General features: G+C 44.3%; 15 protein-coding genes. All 15 read right to left on the bottom strand.

Annotated elements, in window-relative coordinates:
• Positions 1 to 194 precede the first annotated feature (194 nt).
• Entirely contained in the window at positions 195 to 854 is a 660-nt protein-coding gene (locus DW015_RS12235; protein ID WP_181979926.1) for a thiamine diphosphokinase, read from the bottom strand.
• Positions 847 to 1,731 carry a ribosome small subunit-dependent GTPase A gene (gene rsgA, locus DW015_RS12240; protein WP_046441704.1) on the bottom strand — a complete coding sequence of 295 codons (885 nt, stop codon included), beginning with the start codon at positions 1,729 to 1,731 and terminating at the stop codon, positions 847 to 849. Before rsgA ends, DW015_RS12235 begins: the two co-directional genes overlap by 8 nt.
• Positions 1,732 to 1,734: 3 nt before the next feature.
• Complete coding sequence (gene pknB / locus DW015_RS12245) at positions 1,735 to 3,855, bottom strand: Stk1 family PASTA domain-containing Ser/Thr kinase (RefSeq protein ID WP_117905824.1); 2,121 nt, start codon at positions 3,853 to 3,855, stop codon at positions 1,735 to 1,737.
• Positions 3,856 to 3,897: 42 nt separating this feature from the next.
• Positions 3,898 to 4,626 carry a Stp1/IreP family PP2C-type Ser/Thr phosphatase gene (locus DW015_RS12250; RefSeq protein ID WP_022287850.1) on the bottom strand — a complete coding sequence of 243 codons (729 nt, stop codon included), beginning with the start codon at positions 4,624 to 4,626 and terminating at the stop codon, positions 3,898 to 3,900.
• 18 nt (positions 4,627 to 4,644) lie between these two features.
• Positions 4,645 to 5,691, bottom strand: a complete 1,047-nt coding sequence (gene rlmN / locus DW015_RS12255) for a 23S rRNA (adenine(2503)-C(2))-methyltransferase RlmN (protein WP_117905825.1) — start codon at positions 5,689 to 5,691, stop codon at positions 4,645 to 4,647.
• Between the two features lie 4 nt (positions 5,692 to 5,695).
• Complete coding sequence (rsmB, locus tag DW015_RS12260; RefSeq protein WP_117905826.1) at positions 5,696 to 7,012, bottom strand: 16S rRNA (cytosine(967)-C(5))-methyltransferase RsmB; 1,317 nt, start codon at positions 7,010 to 7,012, stop codon at positions 5,696 to 5,698.
• A 12-nt stretch (positions 7,013 to 7,024) separates the two neighbouring features.
• Positions 7,025 to 7,957 (bottom strand): methionyl-tRNA formyltransferase, encoded by a 933-nt coding sequence (fmt, locus tag DW015_RS12265; protein ID WP_117905827.1) that lies wholly within the window; start codon positions 7,955 to 7,957, stop codon positions 7,025 to 7,027.
• Positions 7,957 to 8,418: a peptide deformylase gene (gene def, locus DW015_RS12270; protein WP_117905828.1), complete on the bottom strand. Its 462-nt coding sequence runs from the start codon at positions 8,416 to 8,418 to the stop codon at positions 7,957 to 7,959. The genes fmt and def overlap by 1 nt, the downstream gene beginning before the upstream one ends.
• Positions 8,419 to 8,436: 18 nt before the next feature.
• The gene (priA, locus tag DW015_RS12275) at positions 8,437 to 10,902 is read right to left on the bottom strand and encodes a primosomal protein N' (protein WP_242993286.1); all 2,466 of its coding nucleotides are present in this window, start codon (positions 10,900 to 10,902) and stop codon (positions 8,437 to 8,439) included.
• Between the two features lie 30 nt (positions 10,903 to 10,932).
• Complete coding sequence (rpoZ, locus tag DW015_RS12280) at positions 10,933 to 11,142, bottom strand: DNA-directed RNA polymerase subunit omega (RefSeq protein WP_022287844.1); 210 nt, start codon at positions 11,140 to 11,142, stop codon at positions 10,933 to 10,935.
• On the bottom strand, positions 11,132 to 11,776 hold the full coding sequence (gene gmk, locus DW015_RS12285; RefSeq protein WP_022287843.1) for a guanylate kinase: 645 nt from the start codon (positions 11,774 to 11,776) through the stop codon (positions 11,132 to 11,134). Before gmk ends, rpoZ begins: the two co-directional genes overlap by 11 nt.
• Positions 11,769 to 12,026 (bottom strand): DUF370 domain-containing protein, encoded by a 258-nt coding sequence (locus DW015_RS12290; RefSeq protein WP_022287842.1) that lies wholly within the window; start codon positions 12,024 to 12,026, stop codon positions 11,769 to 11,771. Before DW015_RS12290 ends, gmk begins: the two co-directional genes overlap by 8 nt.
• 14 nt (positions 12,027 to 12,040) lie before the next feature.
• Complete coding sequence (locus DW015_RS12295; protein ID WP_117905830.1) at positions 12,041 to 12,919, bottom strand: YicC/YloC family endoribonuclease; 879 nt, start codon at positions 12,917 to 12,919, stop codon at positions 12,041 to 12,043.
• A gap of 140 nt (positions 12,920 to 13,059) precedes the next feature.
• Positions 13,060 to 13,707 carry an HAD family hydrolase gene (locus DW015_RS12300; RefSeq protein WP_022287840.1) on the bottom strand — a complete coding sequence of 216 codons (648 nt, stop codon included), beginning with the start codon at positions 13,705 to 13,707 and terminating at the stop codon, positions 13,060 to 13,062.
• Positions 13,708 to 13,761: 54 nt separating this feature from the next.
• Complete coding sequence (gene glmS / locus DW015_RS12305) at positions 13,762 to 15,582, bottom strand: glutamine--fructose-6-phosphate transaminase (isomerizing) (protein WP_022287839.1); 1,821 nt, start codon at positions 15,580 to 15,582, stop codon at positions 13,762 to 13,764.
• Positions 15,583 to 15,772: the final 190 nt, after the last annotated feature.

Here is a 15,772-nt window from a genome sequence, read left to right on the forward strand (position 1 = left end):
AGAATATTTTTGTTTTTTGCGCTGTCTACTTGACAGGGGGCGGGTCACACGAGTACCGCCAGTTATCCTATTCTTCTTCCTTTTTGATCTTGAAAATAAGCCTCATTAAACCCGATATGACCTTTGGACTTTTTACAACTACAACTTTCATAAGTATTACCTCCCGAATAGTTATAGTTTATATTATTCAAAAATCAAAAATCGGTTACCATTTTTGACTGTACTGACAGCAGATAGCCACTTTTGAATGATATCTCAGCGTATTTTCTATCCTGCCCATCAAAGCCTTTCACCACGTTTGATATGCCAAGTGGGAAAGCATTGGTCAGCAGACAGTCCTCTACTTCATATTTCGCACCCTTTATGGTCAGACCCTCTACCTTATCGGTATATGCCACCAGTGAGAACGAAAAGCCCTCACGGTCATATATCCTGTAACTGCCTGCACAATAAAGCCGAATTATCTCCCTATCTGCGGCTATCATTCCTTCACCGCCACAAGATAAAATATATCCCAGAGATTGGATATTTCCAAGTAAGTGGTCTACTCGTCCACCTGTTGCACCAAATATGAGAAAATCATCACAACCCGACTCAAAGCCCTGCTTTATGGCGAGCATAAGGTCGGTATCGTCCTTTTCTGAGGGGAAGATCTCGATATTATCAAAAACAGGTTTTTCAGCGGAATCAAAGTCGCCCATAATAACGTCCGACTTTACGCCCACTGCCTGTGCAAGCTTATAGCCCTTGTCAGCGGATATCACAAGAGAATCGTCGATAAAAGGCTTATATTCTGCCACACACTGAGCCGACACCGCTTCACCACCTGAAAAGATAGTGCATTTCTTAGTCATTTTTGTATTCCCACTCCTTAAGCTGCTTTGCCTGCTCGTACATTTCCACATAACTTTCATGCCTTGACTTTGCGATCTCGCCATTTTTTACCGCCTCTATGACCGCACAGCCCTTTTCCTTTGTGTGGCTGCAATCAGGAAATCTGCACTTGCCCTCGTATTTCTGAAACTCAGGAAAACAACCTGCAAGCTTGTCCTTGAAAATAATATCATATCTGTTGGTATCAAACGACGAAAAGCCAGGGGTATCGGCAATATAACCACCGCCCTCCAGCTTGTAAAGTTCTACATGGCGTGTGGTGTGCTTTCCTCTGCCAAGCTTTTTGCTTATCTCGTTGGTGGCAAGCCCCAATGCAGGGAACATATTATTGAGCAGTGACGATTTGCCAACGCCCGTGTTTCCTGTAAATGCCGACAGCTTACCCTCCAGAACTGCCTTAACAGCTTCACTGCCCTCGCCGGTGGTATTGTCTACCTGAAAGGTCTTTATCCCTGCACCCTTGTATATGTCCACAAGCTCGTCACAGCTTTCCTTGTCTATCTTTGTAAAGACTACCACAGGCTCTATTTTTTTGAAAACAGCTATTGCAATAAACTTATCAAGCAACAGCAGATTAGGTCTTGGTTCGCAAGTAGACGAAACGAACACAAGCATATCAAGATTTGCAAGAGGCGGTCTTATAAGCAATGAGCGTCTTTCCTCTATCTTCTCGATAACTCCGCTTCCATCGTCCTCCAATGAAAATTCAACTCTGTCGCCGCCTACAGGAGAAATGTTCTTTCTTCTGAATACTCCTCTTGCCTTACATTCATAAATGCCGTCGGAGGCTTCTACATAGTAGATGCCTCCGATAGCTTTAACGATTATTCCATTCATGAACTACTGACCCTGCTCGTCTGGCTCCTGAGGCTCCGGTGCAGGTGCTTCAGTAGTGGTAGTTGTAGTAGTTGTTGTGGTCGTAGTTGTAGTAGTTGTGGTCGTTGTCGGAGTAATGTCGATCAGACCGCTTTCATTCAGGCTTCCGCTGAGAGTAGCTGTCTGCTTATCATAATCTACGTCATATACTGCATAACGGCACTTCTGCTGATTTTCGTCATTTGTGATGAAGATAGTCAGAGTTTCTGTCTTCTTGCCCTTTACCGTTACATTTACAGAACCGCCTGCAACAGATTCTCCGCTACCGATCTTTTGTGTATATGCAACGTTGCCGTTATTGTAGATGTCTATAGAATATGAGCCGTGGATACCACTTGGAAGTGGCAGTGAGAATGTTACCTCAACAGGTGAAGTTTCTCCCGTTGAAACGTAGATAGTAACCGTTGTGTCACGCTCAACATATGTGCCTTCGTCTGTATCCTGCTCGATTACCTTGCCCTTATCGCCCTCATGCTCGATCTCCTTGACCTCAGCCTTGAGCTTGTTCTCCTTGAGCATTGCAACTGCCTTTTCTTCTGTAAGACCTACAACGCTTGGTACTTTGACTCTTGTTTCAACAGGGCCCTTACTTACAAACAAAGCAACAGTCGCACCTACGGCATACTGCTCGCCTGCTGCCGGCTGTGTTTTCACAACAAGACCTGAAGCTATATCCTCAGACCATATATCTCTCTTAACGACCATAAATCCTGCAGCCTTAAGCTCGCTTTCAGCCACAGTGCCGTCTTTCTTCACCATGTCAGGGATAGTTGCCATTTTTTTGCCCTTACTTACAGTAAGTGTAACCGTGAAGCCTTCCTTAACAGACTTTCCTGCTGCCTGACCCTGGAATGTGATTATTCCCTCGTCATACTGGTCATTATACTCTTCGGTGATATCAAATTTAAGCTTATCCTTATAATCCTGCTCAACCTGAACGATATTCTTGCCCACAAAGTTTGGCAGTGTAACTGTGCCTGTGTGCATACCGTTTGAACCGCTGAATGACTTGAATACAACTCCTACGATAACGAACGCTGCAATGATAACTACCGCAACTGTCACAGCAAGGAGTATCGGAACAACGTAAGAACGCTTCTTTTCTTCCTCTTCTTCCTCGTCATCGTTTTCTTCGTCATCGTCCTCATATTCTTCATCGTCGTCATAGTTCTCACTATGCTCATCGTCAAAATATTTGTTATTGTTATCAGCCACAGGGATAGGAACAGGGCTGTTCTTATATCCGAAAACAACAGATGGATTGAGCTTGAATGTGTCTATATCCTTTATCATCTCTGCTGCTGACTGATAACGTCTTGCAGGATCTCTCTCCATAGCGTGCATAACTATTTCTTCAAGAGCCTCCGGGATAGAAGGCATGATCTCTCTTGGCGGAACCGGATCCTCCTGCATATGCTTGAGAGCGATAGCCACAGGATTTTCACCGTCAAAAGGCTTTCTGCCTGTGAGCATCTCATAGAGCATAACGCCTACAGAGTATATGTCAGATCTTTCATCTGTCATATCGCCCCTTGCCTGCTCAGGTGAGATATAGTGAACAGAACCGATAGTCTTGTCAGAAAGTGTCTTTCCGTCGATCCTTGAAAATCTTGCGATACCAAAATCCATGACTTTGATAGTTCCGTCAGGGAAAAGCATTATGTTCTGCGGTTTGATGTCTCTGTGAACGATACCCTTATCATGAGCGTGCTGCAAAGCACGGAGTATCTGAGTTACAAAGTGCAAAGCGTCTTTCCACCTAAGCACGCCCTGCTGCTCGATAAACTCTTTAAGGGTAATGCCGTCGATATACTCCATAACAATAAACTGTATCTCGTCAGAAAATCCCACGTCATATATCTTTACGATATTAGGGTGAGAAAGTACAGCGATAGCCTTGCTCTCGTTTCTGAAGCGTCTGAGAAATTCCTCATTCTGTGAAAACTCAGGCTTAAGTATCTTTACCGCAACAGTACGGTTTTCCATAACGTCAACTGCCTTATAAACGTCAGCCATTCCGCCCACGCCGATAAGCTCGGTTATCTCATATCTGCCGTCTAGCTTTTTGCCGATATTAGAATCCATGTAATTCAACTCCTATATTATTCATGTTTTATTGTCATTCCATTAATTTGCTATTACCGCAGCAGTAATATTATCTTTACCGCCGCATTCGTTTGCGAAAGCAATAAGCTGTTTTATAGCCTCGTCAAGATTATTGCCAAACACAGTTTCATATATCATATTGTCTGTGCAATAATTGGTCAGACCGTCAGAGCAAAGCAGCACCGCAAAATTATCATTTTCTTCAAGCTCGAAATAATCGACCTCAACATCTGATTCAACGCCCACAGCCTTTGTGATAACGTTTCTCATATGATGATTTTTCGCTTCTTCTTTGGTTATCTGACCCGACCTATAAAGCATTTCCACATAAGTATGGTCAGTGGTTATCTGAGCTATACCGTCCTTGGTAAGAAGATATCCACGGCTGTCGCCCACGCTCACCATATAAACGGTCTTATCCACCACCAATGCCGCAACGCAGGTCGTACCCATGCCGTTTTTGTCAATATCCTCCTTGCTCTTGCCATACACGATCGTATTCGCATAATGCACTGAAGTGAGCATAAGATTTCTTATGGAATTTGGTTTCATATCTTTTCGGAAATTTTCCTTGATACGTTTTACTACTGCGTCAATGGCAAGCTGACTGGCAACTCCGCCTGATGACGCTCCGCCCATACCGTCACAGACCACCGCAACGGCAACATTGTCAGCAAGAAATTCAGCATGCACTCTGTCCTGATTTTCACTGCGTTTTTTTCCGATGTCTGTATCAGACGCTATAAACAAGCGATTCACCACCTTTTATCAGATCTCATATTCTCGTCTTAGCTGACCGCAGGCAGCGTCTATATCCGCACCCAAGGTCCGCCTCACAGTAGCGTTTATCCCAAGCTTCTCCAGATATCCTCTGAATCTGTTGGCTGACTTTCTGTCAGAATGATAATTACGCTCCTTTATCTTATTAACAGGGATTATATTCACATGACAGACAAATCCGCCCAGAAGCTCCGCAAGCTCTTTTGCGTCCTCCATAGAATCGTTGTGTCCGTCTATCAAAGCATATTCAAAAGAAATTCTCCTGCCTGTTACCTTAAAATAGTATCGGCAGGCGGCAAGAAGCTCGTTGATATCATACCTGTCATTAACGGGCATTATCTCGCTCCTGCTCTTATTATTGGAAGCGTGCAAAGAGATAGACAATGTTATGCCCAGCTTTTTCTCTGCAAGCTCATATATCCTCGGCACAATGCCGCAGGTAGACACTGAAACGTGCCTTAGCGACATATTAAAGCCCTTTGGGCAGGACAGCACTTCAAGGAAATTCACCACATTATCAAAGTTATCCATAGGCTCGCCTATTCCCATAAGCACCACGCCAGATATCTTTCTTCCGCTGTCACGCTCAGAAGCGTATATCTGTCCCAGAATCTCCGAGGAAGTCAGATCACGCTTGAAGCCTGCAATAGTTGACGCACAAAAGCGACAGCCCATTTTGCAGCCCACCTGAGTTGACACGCAAATGGTGTTTCCGTAGTTGTATTCCATTATTACGGATTCCACATGATTTCCGTCCTCAAGCTCATATAGATATTTTACAGTATTATCGGTATGAGATTCAAGCTTTTTTGACACAAATAGTGATTTTAAACAAAATTTTTCATTGAGCAGATTCCTTAATTGTACAGATAGATTAGTCATTTCATCAAAACTTGACACTCGCTTTACATGAAGCCAATCAAATATCTGCCCTGCACGGAACTTCTTTTCTCCAAGCTTTAGTATCTCAGCTTCCAGCTCGTCAGGCAGAAGCCCCAATATATCTATTTTACCATTATCATCAAATGCTACCAAAAGATCACCTCAGCCTGATAAACTTAGCAATAAAAAATCCGTCTGAATTATATTTTGCAGGTGTGATAGACATTCTGCAAAGACCGCTGTCGCTACCGAAAGCCTCGCCTAGCGGTGCAGGCTCAAAATCAGGGTGTTCAGCCAAAAATCTGTCTGCCACCTCATCATTTTCCGCCCTTGACAGCGTGCAGGTGGAATACACCAACGTTCCGCCGACTTTTACATACTCCGCTGACGTTTTCAGTATATCATACTGTATTTCAGGAAGTCTGTCGAAATCTGAGGGTTCTTTATACTTTATCTCAGGTTTTCTTCTTATTACGCCAAGTCCGGAACAAGGTGCGTCGCAAAGCACTTTGTCAGCCTTTGGCATTTTCTCGTCATAGACCTTTGCATTGTTGACACCTGCGCTTATGCAGTCAAGCCCAAGCCTTTTGGCACCGCTTTCAATAAGCCCTGCACGATTTCTATGCAGATCAAAAGCAAGCACTCTGCCCTTGTTGTTCATACGCTCGGCAATTGTAAAGGTCTTTCCACCAGGTGCGGCACAAAGATCAAGAATTGTATCGTTCTCCTTAGGATCAAGAGCCGCACAGCAAAGCTGGCTCGAAAGATCCTGAACGTGTATCCTGCCCTCTTTGTAAGCCTTAGTATGCTCCACCGCCCCTGCACCGCATATCCTTATGCAATCAGGAAGGACGGACAGCCTTTCAAATGTAATGCCCTCCTCAGCGAGCATATCCAGTGTGCTTTCAAGAGAATGAAAGACTGTGTTCACTCTTGCGGTGACAGGTGCCTGTCCCACAGAGGTTTTCAGCATTTCAAGGCAGATGTCCTTGCCGTATTCCCTTGTCCACTTCTCCGTCAGCCATACAGGTGCGGAGTATTCTATAGAAAGCTCCTCCGTGGCATTTCTGCCCTTTGGAAGCTTTTTGTCGTTTCTTATAAACTCCCTTAGCATTGCGTTCACAAAGCCGCTTGCCGCAGGATTTCTGTTTTTCTTTGCAAGCTTCACAGACTCGTCCACAGCCGCATTGTCAGGAACGGAGTCCATATATAAAAGCTGATAAAGACCCATTCTCAGTATAACTCTGACCTCAGTACCAAGCTTATTCTTAGGGTTGCGTGAATATTCCCGAATAATGTTATCAAGAGTTATCTGTCTTTCCAAAACGCCGTAGAAAAGTGCTGCGGCGAATTTCTTGTCCTGAGGTGAAAGGTCTGACCTTTCAAGGCCCTCGTCAAGAAGTATATTTGAATATGAGCCGCTGTTTTCAAGCCTTGTAAGCAGCCTTAAAACCGTTTTTCTGGCGTTTCCCATAGTTCCTCCGAATTATCCCAGCACAGTGCCGTTCTCGATATGTCTGCCTCTGAGAAAATCAGCGGTATCCATTCTCTTTGAGCCCTCAGCCTGCACCTGAGTAAATCTTATGACTCCGTCTGAGCAGGCAACAGAAAAGTCGCTGTTATCCACCACAGTGCCCGCAGGCTTTCCGCAAGGCTTTGTGGAAGCTATCTCAGATCTATATACTTTCAGCCTTTTGCCCTCAAGCACTGTAGTAGCGCATGGCCAATCAGACAGACCGCATATCTGCTTGTGTATCTTTCTCACTGGCTTTGTGAAATCTATAGGGCAAAGCTCCTTTGAGAGCATTGGTGCATAAGTCGCAAGGCTCTCGTCCTGCTTAACAGGGGTTATCTCACCCTTATCGAGCTTTTCAAGGGTATCAACAAGCACCTCTGCACCCATTTCAGCAAGTCTGTCAAAAAGCTCAGCGGCTGTTTCGTTCTCGCCAATAGGTGTAGCCTTTTCCACAAGGATATCTCCCGTATCCATGCCCTCTCCCATAAGCATCGTTGTAATTCCACTTTCAGCTTCGTCATTAAGCACAGCCCACTGTATCGGACCTGCTCCACGATATTTAGGAAGCAGCGAGCCATGGACGTTCACACAGCCAAGCCTTGGTATATCAAGCACCGACTTAGGGAGCATTTTGCCATAAGCCGCCACCACGATACAATCAGGGGCAAGGTCATTGATAATTTTAACATACTCCTCACCGTCTTTTTTAAGGCTTTGCGGCTGATAAACAGGAGTGTCATGCTCCTGAGCCAGCACCTTTACAGGGGGCGGAGTAAGCTTATAGCCTCTGCCCTTTGGCTTATCAGGCTGAGTGAAAACAGCCTGCACCTCATATCCGCTGTCATAAAGCTTTTTCAGCGTTGGTACGGCAAAATCAGGCGTACCCATGAAGATTATTTTCATTAGTCCTCGACCTCTACAAATTCTTCAACTATCTCAGTAAACAGATGACCCTCAAGGTGTGCAAGCTCATGGCAAACGCACTGTGCAAACAGCTCTGATACTTCCATTTCGTACCATTTACCGCGTCTGTCCTGCGCCTTGAACTTAACTCTCATAGGTCTTGTAACATAGCCCCACTCGTTCGGGCATGAAAGACAGCCCTCCAGAACTCTCTGCTTTTCCTCGCTCTGCCATGTTATCTCAGGGTTGATAAGCTCGTAAACCTTATCGTCGATTATTATAACGACCACTCTTCTCAGCTTTGCCACCTGTGGACCTGCAAGACCAACGCCGTTGGCATTTTTCAAAGTTTCCGTCATATCGTCAAGAAGCTGACCAAGCTTGTCGTCAAATTCTGTAACAGGCTTGCAGACCTTGTGAAGAATCTCGTCGCTCTTATTAAGTATTTTTCTGAGTGCCATTTATTTAACTATCCTTTCTTAAAGCCCGATATCGCCGTTTATGTCGGCATAGATACGAACTGTCTGATAATCTTTATTTTTATAGAACTCGCCCAGAACGTGCTTTATCATCTCACGAAAATCCGCAGTATTGCGTGTTTTCAGGATAAGTCTGTATCTGTAGCGATTATTTATCATTTCAAATGTACAAGGTGCAGGGCCTAGCGCTCTGAGGGGAAAATTCACCTTGTGCAGTGAGATATACTCTTTTATAAGCTGAGTCACCCAGCGTGAAGCGCCTATTACCTTGCTTTCAAGGGGTGCTGAAAAGCCTATGACGCATATATCGCAAAAAGGCGGATATGTCAGCGACTTTCTCAGTGCTATCTCCTCTTTATAAAACTCATCATAATTTTGCTCTGCCGCAAGGTTCAGCACATAATGGTCAGGCACAAAGGTCTGAATGTATGCGACCCCTGGTTTATCTCCTCTGCCGCTTCTTCCTGCCACCTGAGTGAGCAGTGAAAATGTTCTTTCATAGCTGCGAAAATCCCCTGTGAACAGTGCCTTGTCAAGGGATATGACACCCACCATTGTGACATTCGGGAAATTAAGTCCCTTTGCTATCATTTGAGTGCCGAGCATTATATCATACTCGCCTTTCTCAAACGCCTTGAAATTCTCCTCATAGGAATATCTCGAAGAAGTGGTGTCAGCGTCCATTCGCAGAAGTCTTGCCTGCGGAAAAAGCCGTTCAAGCTCGTCCTCCACACGCTGAGTTCCCACACCGCTTGATTTGAGCCGCTGTGAGCCGCACTGTGGACAGTGCTCTATATTATCCATGGTATATCCGCAGTAGTGGCACATATACCTATCGTTTTTCTTGTGATAGGTCAGGGGTATATTGCAGTTTGGGCAAGCCACAGGCTGACGGCAGTCCATACAAGTGATATACGTTGTATAGCCACGCCTGTTTAAAAGCAGGATAGCCTGCTCTTTTTTCGCAAGCACTTCTGTGAGTTTATCACACATAACACGGCTGAGCAAGCTGTCATTACCCTCTGCCGCTTCCTCCTGCATATCGACTATCTCGACTGCCGGCAGGGGCGACTTTGAATATCTGTTTTTAAGCTCAAACAAGTGATATCTGCCCTTTTGAGCGTAATAAAAGCTCTCCAAAGACGGAGTTGCAGAAGCCATCAACAGCACGCTGTTATTATATCCGCACCGCTGTATGGCAACATCTCGTGCATGGTATCTAGGCGTTGAGTCCGACTTATATGACGGCTCGCCCTCCTCGTCCATAATGATTATTCCCACGTTGGTGACAGGAGCAAATATTGCACTTCTTGTGCCGATAACTATTCTTGCTTCCCCACGCATTACACGTTTGAACTCGTCAGTACGCTGTCCCAACGACAATGACGAGTGCATAACGGCTATCTTATCACCGAAAAGTGACTTGAATTTGCCGAGCATTTGTGGTGTAAGTGATATTTCAGGCACAAGCATGACAGCCGTTTTTCCCATATCCATAACGCTTTTTATAAGCTTTATGAACACAGATGTCTTGCCGCTTCCCGTAACACCGTAAAGCAACGCACCTGCGGGCTTTTCAGCTTTTATAAGCCCCATTATGCCCTCATATGCCGCTGATTGTTCATCATTTAATATGATATCGTCAGGGTCCTGCCTTTCGCCAAGCTCGCCTATGGCGTCACGCATGACCTCGTATTTATACTGCACGATAACTTTCTTGTCAGCAAGCCTTTTTAATATGCTTGAAGTGCAGTTGGTCATATAGCAGACCTCTTTAACAGAGGCACAGCCGCCCTCTTCAAGCAGCTTCACCACAAGGGTCTGCTTCGGGGTAAGAGTGGTCTGTATCTCCCCTGACACATACTCGTCAGAAAGCCTTACCATGCTGATATTCTCATCACCGACTTTCCTTTTCAAAGCGTCGCTGATCTCAACATAGCCCTTATCCACAAGAGAATCCACAGTTTTCTTCTTTCGTGCGTCATTATGCACATCAAGAAAGCTGTCTATCTCCCTCTGACTTTTTGCACAGCGGAGAAAGTCCACCACATTTTTCTCATCTTCATTTAAAGTATCCTCGTCAATGTAGGTATTGACAAGGCTGTAATGCTGTGAAAAAGTGTAGGAAAAGCCTGTAGGCACAACGGATTTGTAAGCGTCATAATAGGTGCAGAAAGTGTTTTCTTTCAGCCACATTATTATCCTCATCATTTCCTCGGTGACAAGGCTTTCCCCGTCCACCACTGAAATAACAGGCTTCAGCTTATCGTTATACTCGGCTTCCGTATACGTTCTCGCAACAAATCCTACGGCTTTGCGGTTTCCTCTGCCAAAAGGCACAAGCACACGCACTCCGCTTTTCACTTTCTGAGCCAGCTCCTCCGGCACACTATAGCTATACAGTGCGTCAAAGCTGTATGATGCACGGCTTATTGCAACCTTTGCCACGATAAAAACTCCACGCACAGCCGTACACCTCCCCATAAAAAGCCTCGATTATTTTCTGAGGCTTGGATCCTCGATTATCTTGTATTCGCCATTATAAAGCTCGTCAACTGCTGTCTTTACTGGCTTTTCATCAAGCACCAGCTTGTTGTCAAAAGCGTCGCTCGTGATCTCTCTTGCTCTCTTTGCAACTGCAATAACTAGAGAATAATAGCTTTCATTGTTCTTCAAAATCTGGCTTACGGCCGGTCTAAGCATCATAATTAAGCACCTCGTCAATTAATTTCTTTGTATCATCATTTTCTGATCTGAATTTATCCGCCTTGCCGTCCTCGGCTTTCACGGAATTCATAACTGCAACAAAATCTTCCACAGCGTCCTCTAGCCCGTCGTTCATTATCACATAATCATAACCGCCGGCTTTGCCGATCTCACCGGCAGCCTGACTTACACGGTCAGCGATAACATCGTCAGACTCGGTTCCACGCTTTCTAAGCCGTCTGTCTATCTCCTTAACAGACGGTGGAAGTATAAACATCAGCACAGCTTCAGGAAAGGCTTTCTTCACCTGAAAAGCACCGTTAGTTTCAATTTCAAGTATAACATCTCTGCCCTGCTCAAGATTAGCGAGAACAGGCTTCTTTGGCGTTCCGTAATAATGACCAACATAGCCCGCGTGTTCAAGAAATTCACCGCTGTCTATCATTTTCTTAAAGCTGTCATCGCTTATAAAATGATAATGAACGCCGTCCTTTTCGCCCTCTCTGGGTTTTCTTGTTGTGCAGGATATAGAATAGAATACATCTCTGTTTTTAAAGACCTCTGCAAGTATAGTTCCCTTGCCACAGCCTGAGGGAGCTGATATAACAAACAGCTTTGCATTGTTCTTATACATTGTCATCGTCCTCCTCGTCAACAGCGGCACGTCCGCCTACAGTTTCAGGTGCAACTGCCGACAGCACCACATGGTCGCTGTCCATAATAAGCACCGCTCTTGTCCTTCTGCCGTAGGTGGCGTCTATAAGAGTACCCTTATCCTTAGCTTCCTGAATGATACGCTTTATAGGCGCAGACTCAGGGGAAACTATGGCAATGACCCTTGCGGAGGACACCATATTTCCAAAACCGATATTAATAAGCTGCATATCTCACACCGCCGTTATTCGATATTCTGTATCTGCTCTCTGATCTTTTCAATCTCAGCCTTAAGATCCACCACCATTTTTGTGATAGTGAGATCGTTAGCCTTTGAGCCGATAGTATTCACCTCACGGTTAAGCTCCTGCACAAGGAAGTCAAGCTTTCTTCCCACAGGCTCGTCCGACTTGATAAGCCCTCTGAACTGTGAGATATGGCTTCTGAGCCTTACTGTTTCCTCGTCTATTGCCACCTTGTCGGCGAAAATAGCCACTTCCGTAAGTATCCTCTGCTCGTCTATGTCCTTATCGCCGAGAGTTTCCTTTATCTTTGCATAAAGTCTTTCTCTGTAGCTTTCAGTAACGCTAGGTGACTGGTCTTCTATCTTGCCCACAGTTTCCTCGATATAATCAAGTCTGCCGCTGATATCGTCATACATCTTGACGCCCTCAGTTTCACGCATCTGAACAAATCTGTCCAACGCAACCTGAGCAACTTCCTTTACCTCGTTCCAGATTACTTCCTCGTCATCTGTTTTCTTCACAACTGTGAACACATCAGGAAGCTTCATGATATGTGACAGTGTGATATCGTCATCAAGGTCAAGCTCGTCAGCCGCACCTCTCAGTGCGTCAAGATAGCCCTTTGCAACAGCCTTGTTAAGCTCTATCTCAGCGTCAGTACCCTCCTGATTATAGATAGAAACAGACGCCTCTACCTTACCACGGGAGATACCGCTTTTAAGAAATCCTTTCAGCTTTTCATCAAGATAGCCGTAAGCTCTCGGAGTTCTCGAAGTAAATTCATAATATCTGTGGTTTACAGAGCGTATCTCAACGATTATCTCTCTGCCGTTTGCCACGATATGCTCTCTGCCGAAACCGGTCATGCTTTTTATCATAGCATACCCGTCCTTTCATATAATAATATTTATGTTATCCGCTTGGTACTTAACATAGTACATCAAATTATATTATAACATCAAGCTCCGTAAATAGCAATAGTTTTTCACATTTATTTAAAATTATATTTACTTAAAATTTATATATTCTGAAATATGTCCAACAGTGACGAGCCGATATAGATATGAGGGTATTTTTCAAAATCCTCTTTAGTGGTAGAGCCAGTTGTTACTCCTGCAAAATCCACCCCTGAATTGAGTGCAGTTTCAGCGTCGATGTAGCTGTCGCCTATATAAAGCACGTCCGATTTATCCGCACCGAAACGCTCTATTATCAGGTCAAGTCCCTGCGGGTCAGGCTTTGCCCTTGTGACGTCCTCGCCTCCAACTATGATATCCACAGGCAGAGAGCCTGCCTGCTCATTGAAAGTATTGACTATCCTATAGCGATATTTCGTTGAAACTATGCCGACTTTTACCCCTGCGTTCTGCAATGTCTGCAAAATTGCGATAGTATCGTCATAAAAATATGTTTTCTTAACCATTACTTCGTCTGCTTTTTTTACATACGCTTTTCGCATATCCTCACGCTGAGGATTGTCAGGCATATCTGTCAGCAGGTCGAAAGCGTCAACAAGGGTCATGCCTATGGTGTTGTAGATAGTCCTGTCGTCCTTTGGCGGATAACCAAACTCTTTCAAAACGTGCTTGAAGCACTCCAAAATGCCCTCGGAAGAGTCTGCAAGAGTAAGGTCAAAATCGAAAACAAAATATCTGTATTTGCTCATAATAAACTCCTTTTTCAAACAGCAAGGGCAACCCTTTGCGGATTGCCCTGTATTTTATTCAACTGTAACTGATTTTGCAAGATTTCTCGGCTTATCAACGTCATTGCCTCTGAGAACTGAGGTATAGTAAGCGATAAGCTGCAAAGGAACTACTGTCAGCATAGGCATGAGCAGATCGTCTATTGTCGGCAGACCGATCTTATAATCAGCCACCTCGTCGTCAACGTTGATATATCCGTGAGTAACAAGGACAACGTAAGCTCCTCTTGCCTTGACCTCCTTGACGTTGCTTATGGTCTTGTCAAGAAGTTCTCTTTGTGTTGCAACTGCGATAACAGGCATATTGTTTGTTACCAGTGAGATAGTGCCATGCTTAAGCTCGCCTGCGGCATATGACTCAGAGTGGATATATGATATCTCCTTAAGCTTCAATGAGCCTTCCATAGAAAGCGCATAGTCAAGACCTCTGCCGATATAAAGAAGATTTTCCTTGTTTACAAGCTGTGAAGCAACATACTGACAATTATCAGGTGTTTTAAGGACAACTTCAAGCATATTAGGAACGTTCTGAAGCTCTGCTGTAAGTCTCATGCACTCCTCTTTTGAGATAGCTCCGTGAGCGTATGCTATAGCAAAGCTCAGTAGATAGAATACAGAAAGCTGAACGATATATGCCTTTGTGGAAGCTACAGATATCTCAGGACCTGCATGGGTGTAAAGCACCATATCAGACTCTCTTGCGATAGACGAGCCTTTTACGTTTACGATAGAAAGTGTTTCAGCACCCCTCTCCTTAGCCATTCTAAGGGCTGCGAGAGTGTCGGCTGTTTCACCTGACTGTGAAACAAGAATAACAAGATCTCCCTTTGCAATGATAGGATCTCTGTATCTGAACTCAGAAGCCATATCCACTGTAACAGGTATTCTTCCAATCTTTTCAAGCACATACTTGCCCACAAGACCTGCGTGCATTGCAGTACCGCAGGCAACAACGAAAATGTTGTTATAGCCCTTGAGCCTGTCATATGTAAGACCGCATTCTTCAAGGTTTGGCATACCGTCAACTATTCTCGGTGTGATAGTTGTTTTTATAGCTGTTGGCTGTTCGTGAATCTCTTTGAGCATAAAGTGAGCATATCCGCCCTTCTCAGCGGCTTCCATATCAAAGTCAGCAACGAGCATCTCTTTCTCAACCGGCATTCCGTGAACGTCAAAGAACTCCACCTTGCCATCGTCAAGGACAGCGATCTCGTTCTCGTCAAGAAGATAGTAATTCTTCGTATATTTCAGTATTGCAGGCACATCAGAAGCTATAAAAGCTTCGTCCTCGCCAACTGCAACGATAAGAGGAGAATCCTTTCTTACTGCATATATTCTTCTTGGGAAATCCTTGAATATGATACCCAAAGCATATGAACCCTCTATCTCAGCAAGAACCTTCTGTATTGTCGCCATAGGGTCGCCCTCATAATAATAATCAAGAAGCTTTGCAACTGTTTCTGTATCTGTCTGAGATTCAAAGACATATCCCTTTTTCAGCAGAAAATCCTTGATAGTTCTGTAGTTTTCAATGATACCATTATGAACGATAGAAATATTCGCATTTCCGTGAGGGTGTGAATTTATATCAGACGGCTCGCCGTGTGTAGCCCAGCGTGTGTGACCTATACCGCAAGTACCGTTGAGCCAGCCCTCTCTTTTAAGCTTTTCTTCAAGGTCAGCAAGTCTGCCCTTTGTCTTTTTTGTCTTGATAGCATCGTTCTCAAAAACAGCTATTCCTGCTGAGTCATAACCTCTGTATTCCAGCTTTGACAGTGAGTCAAGCAGCACCTTTGTACAATCCTTTTTTCCCACATAGCCTACTATTCCGCACATGTATAAGCAACTCCTTTCATTCTCATTTGTTAAAAATCATTAAATTTCTTATATTTTTCCAAACCATATCCACATAAATATAATATATCATAGCATATTTTGCATGAAAAAGCAATAGCAAATGCAAAAATTAGCGAAAAGTACTGTAGTGCTACAATAGATATTGGACAAAAGTTCAGAAAAAAGAAAA

Source organism: Ruminococcus sp. AF37-20 (assembly GCF_003460465.1).
GTDB lineage: Bacteria > Bacillota > Clostridia > Oscillospirales > Ruminococcaceae > Hominimerdicola > Hominimerdicola aceti.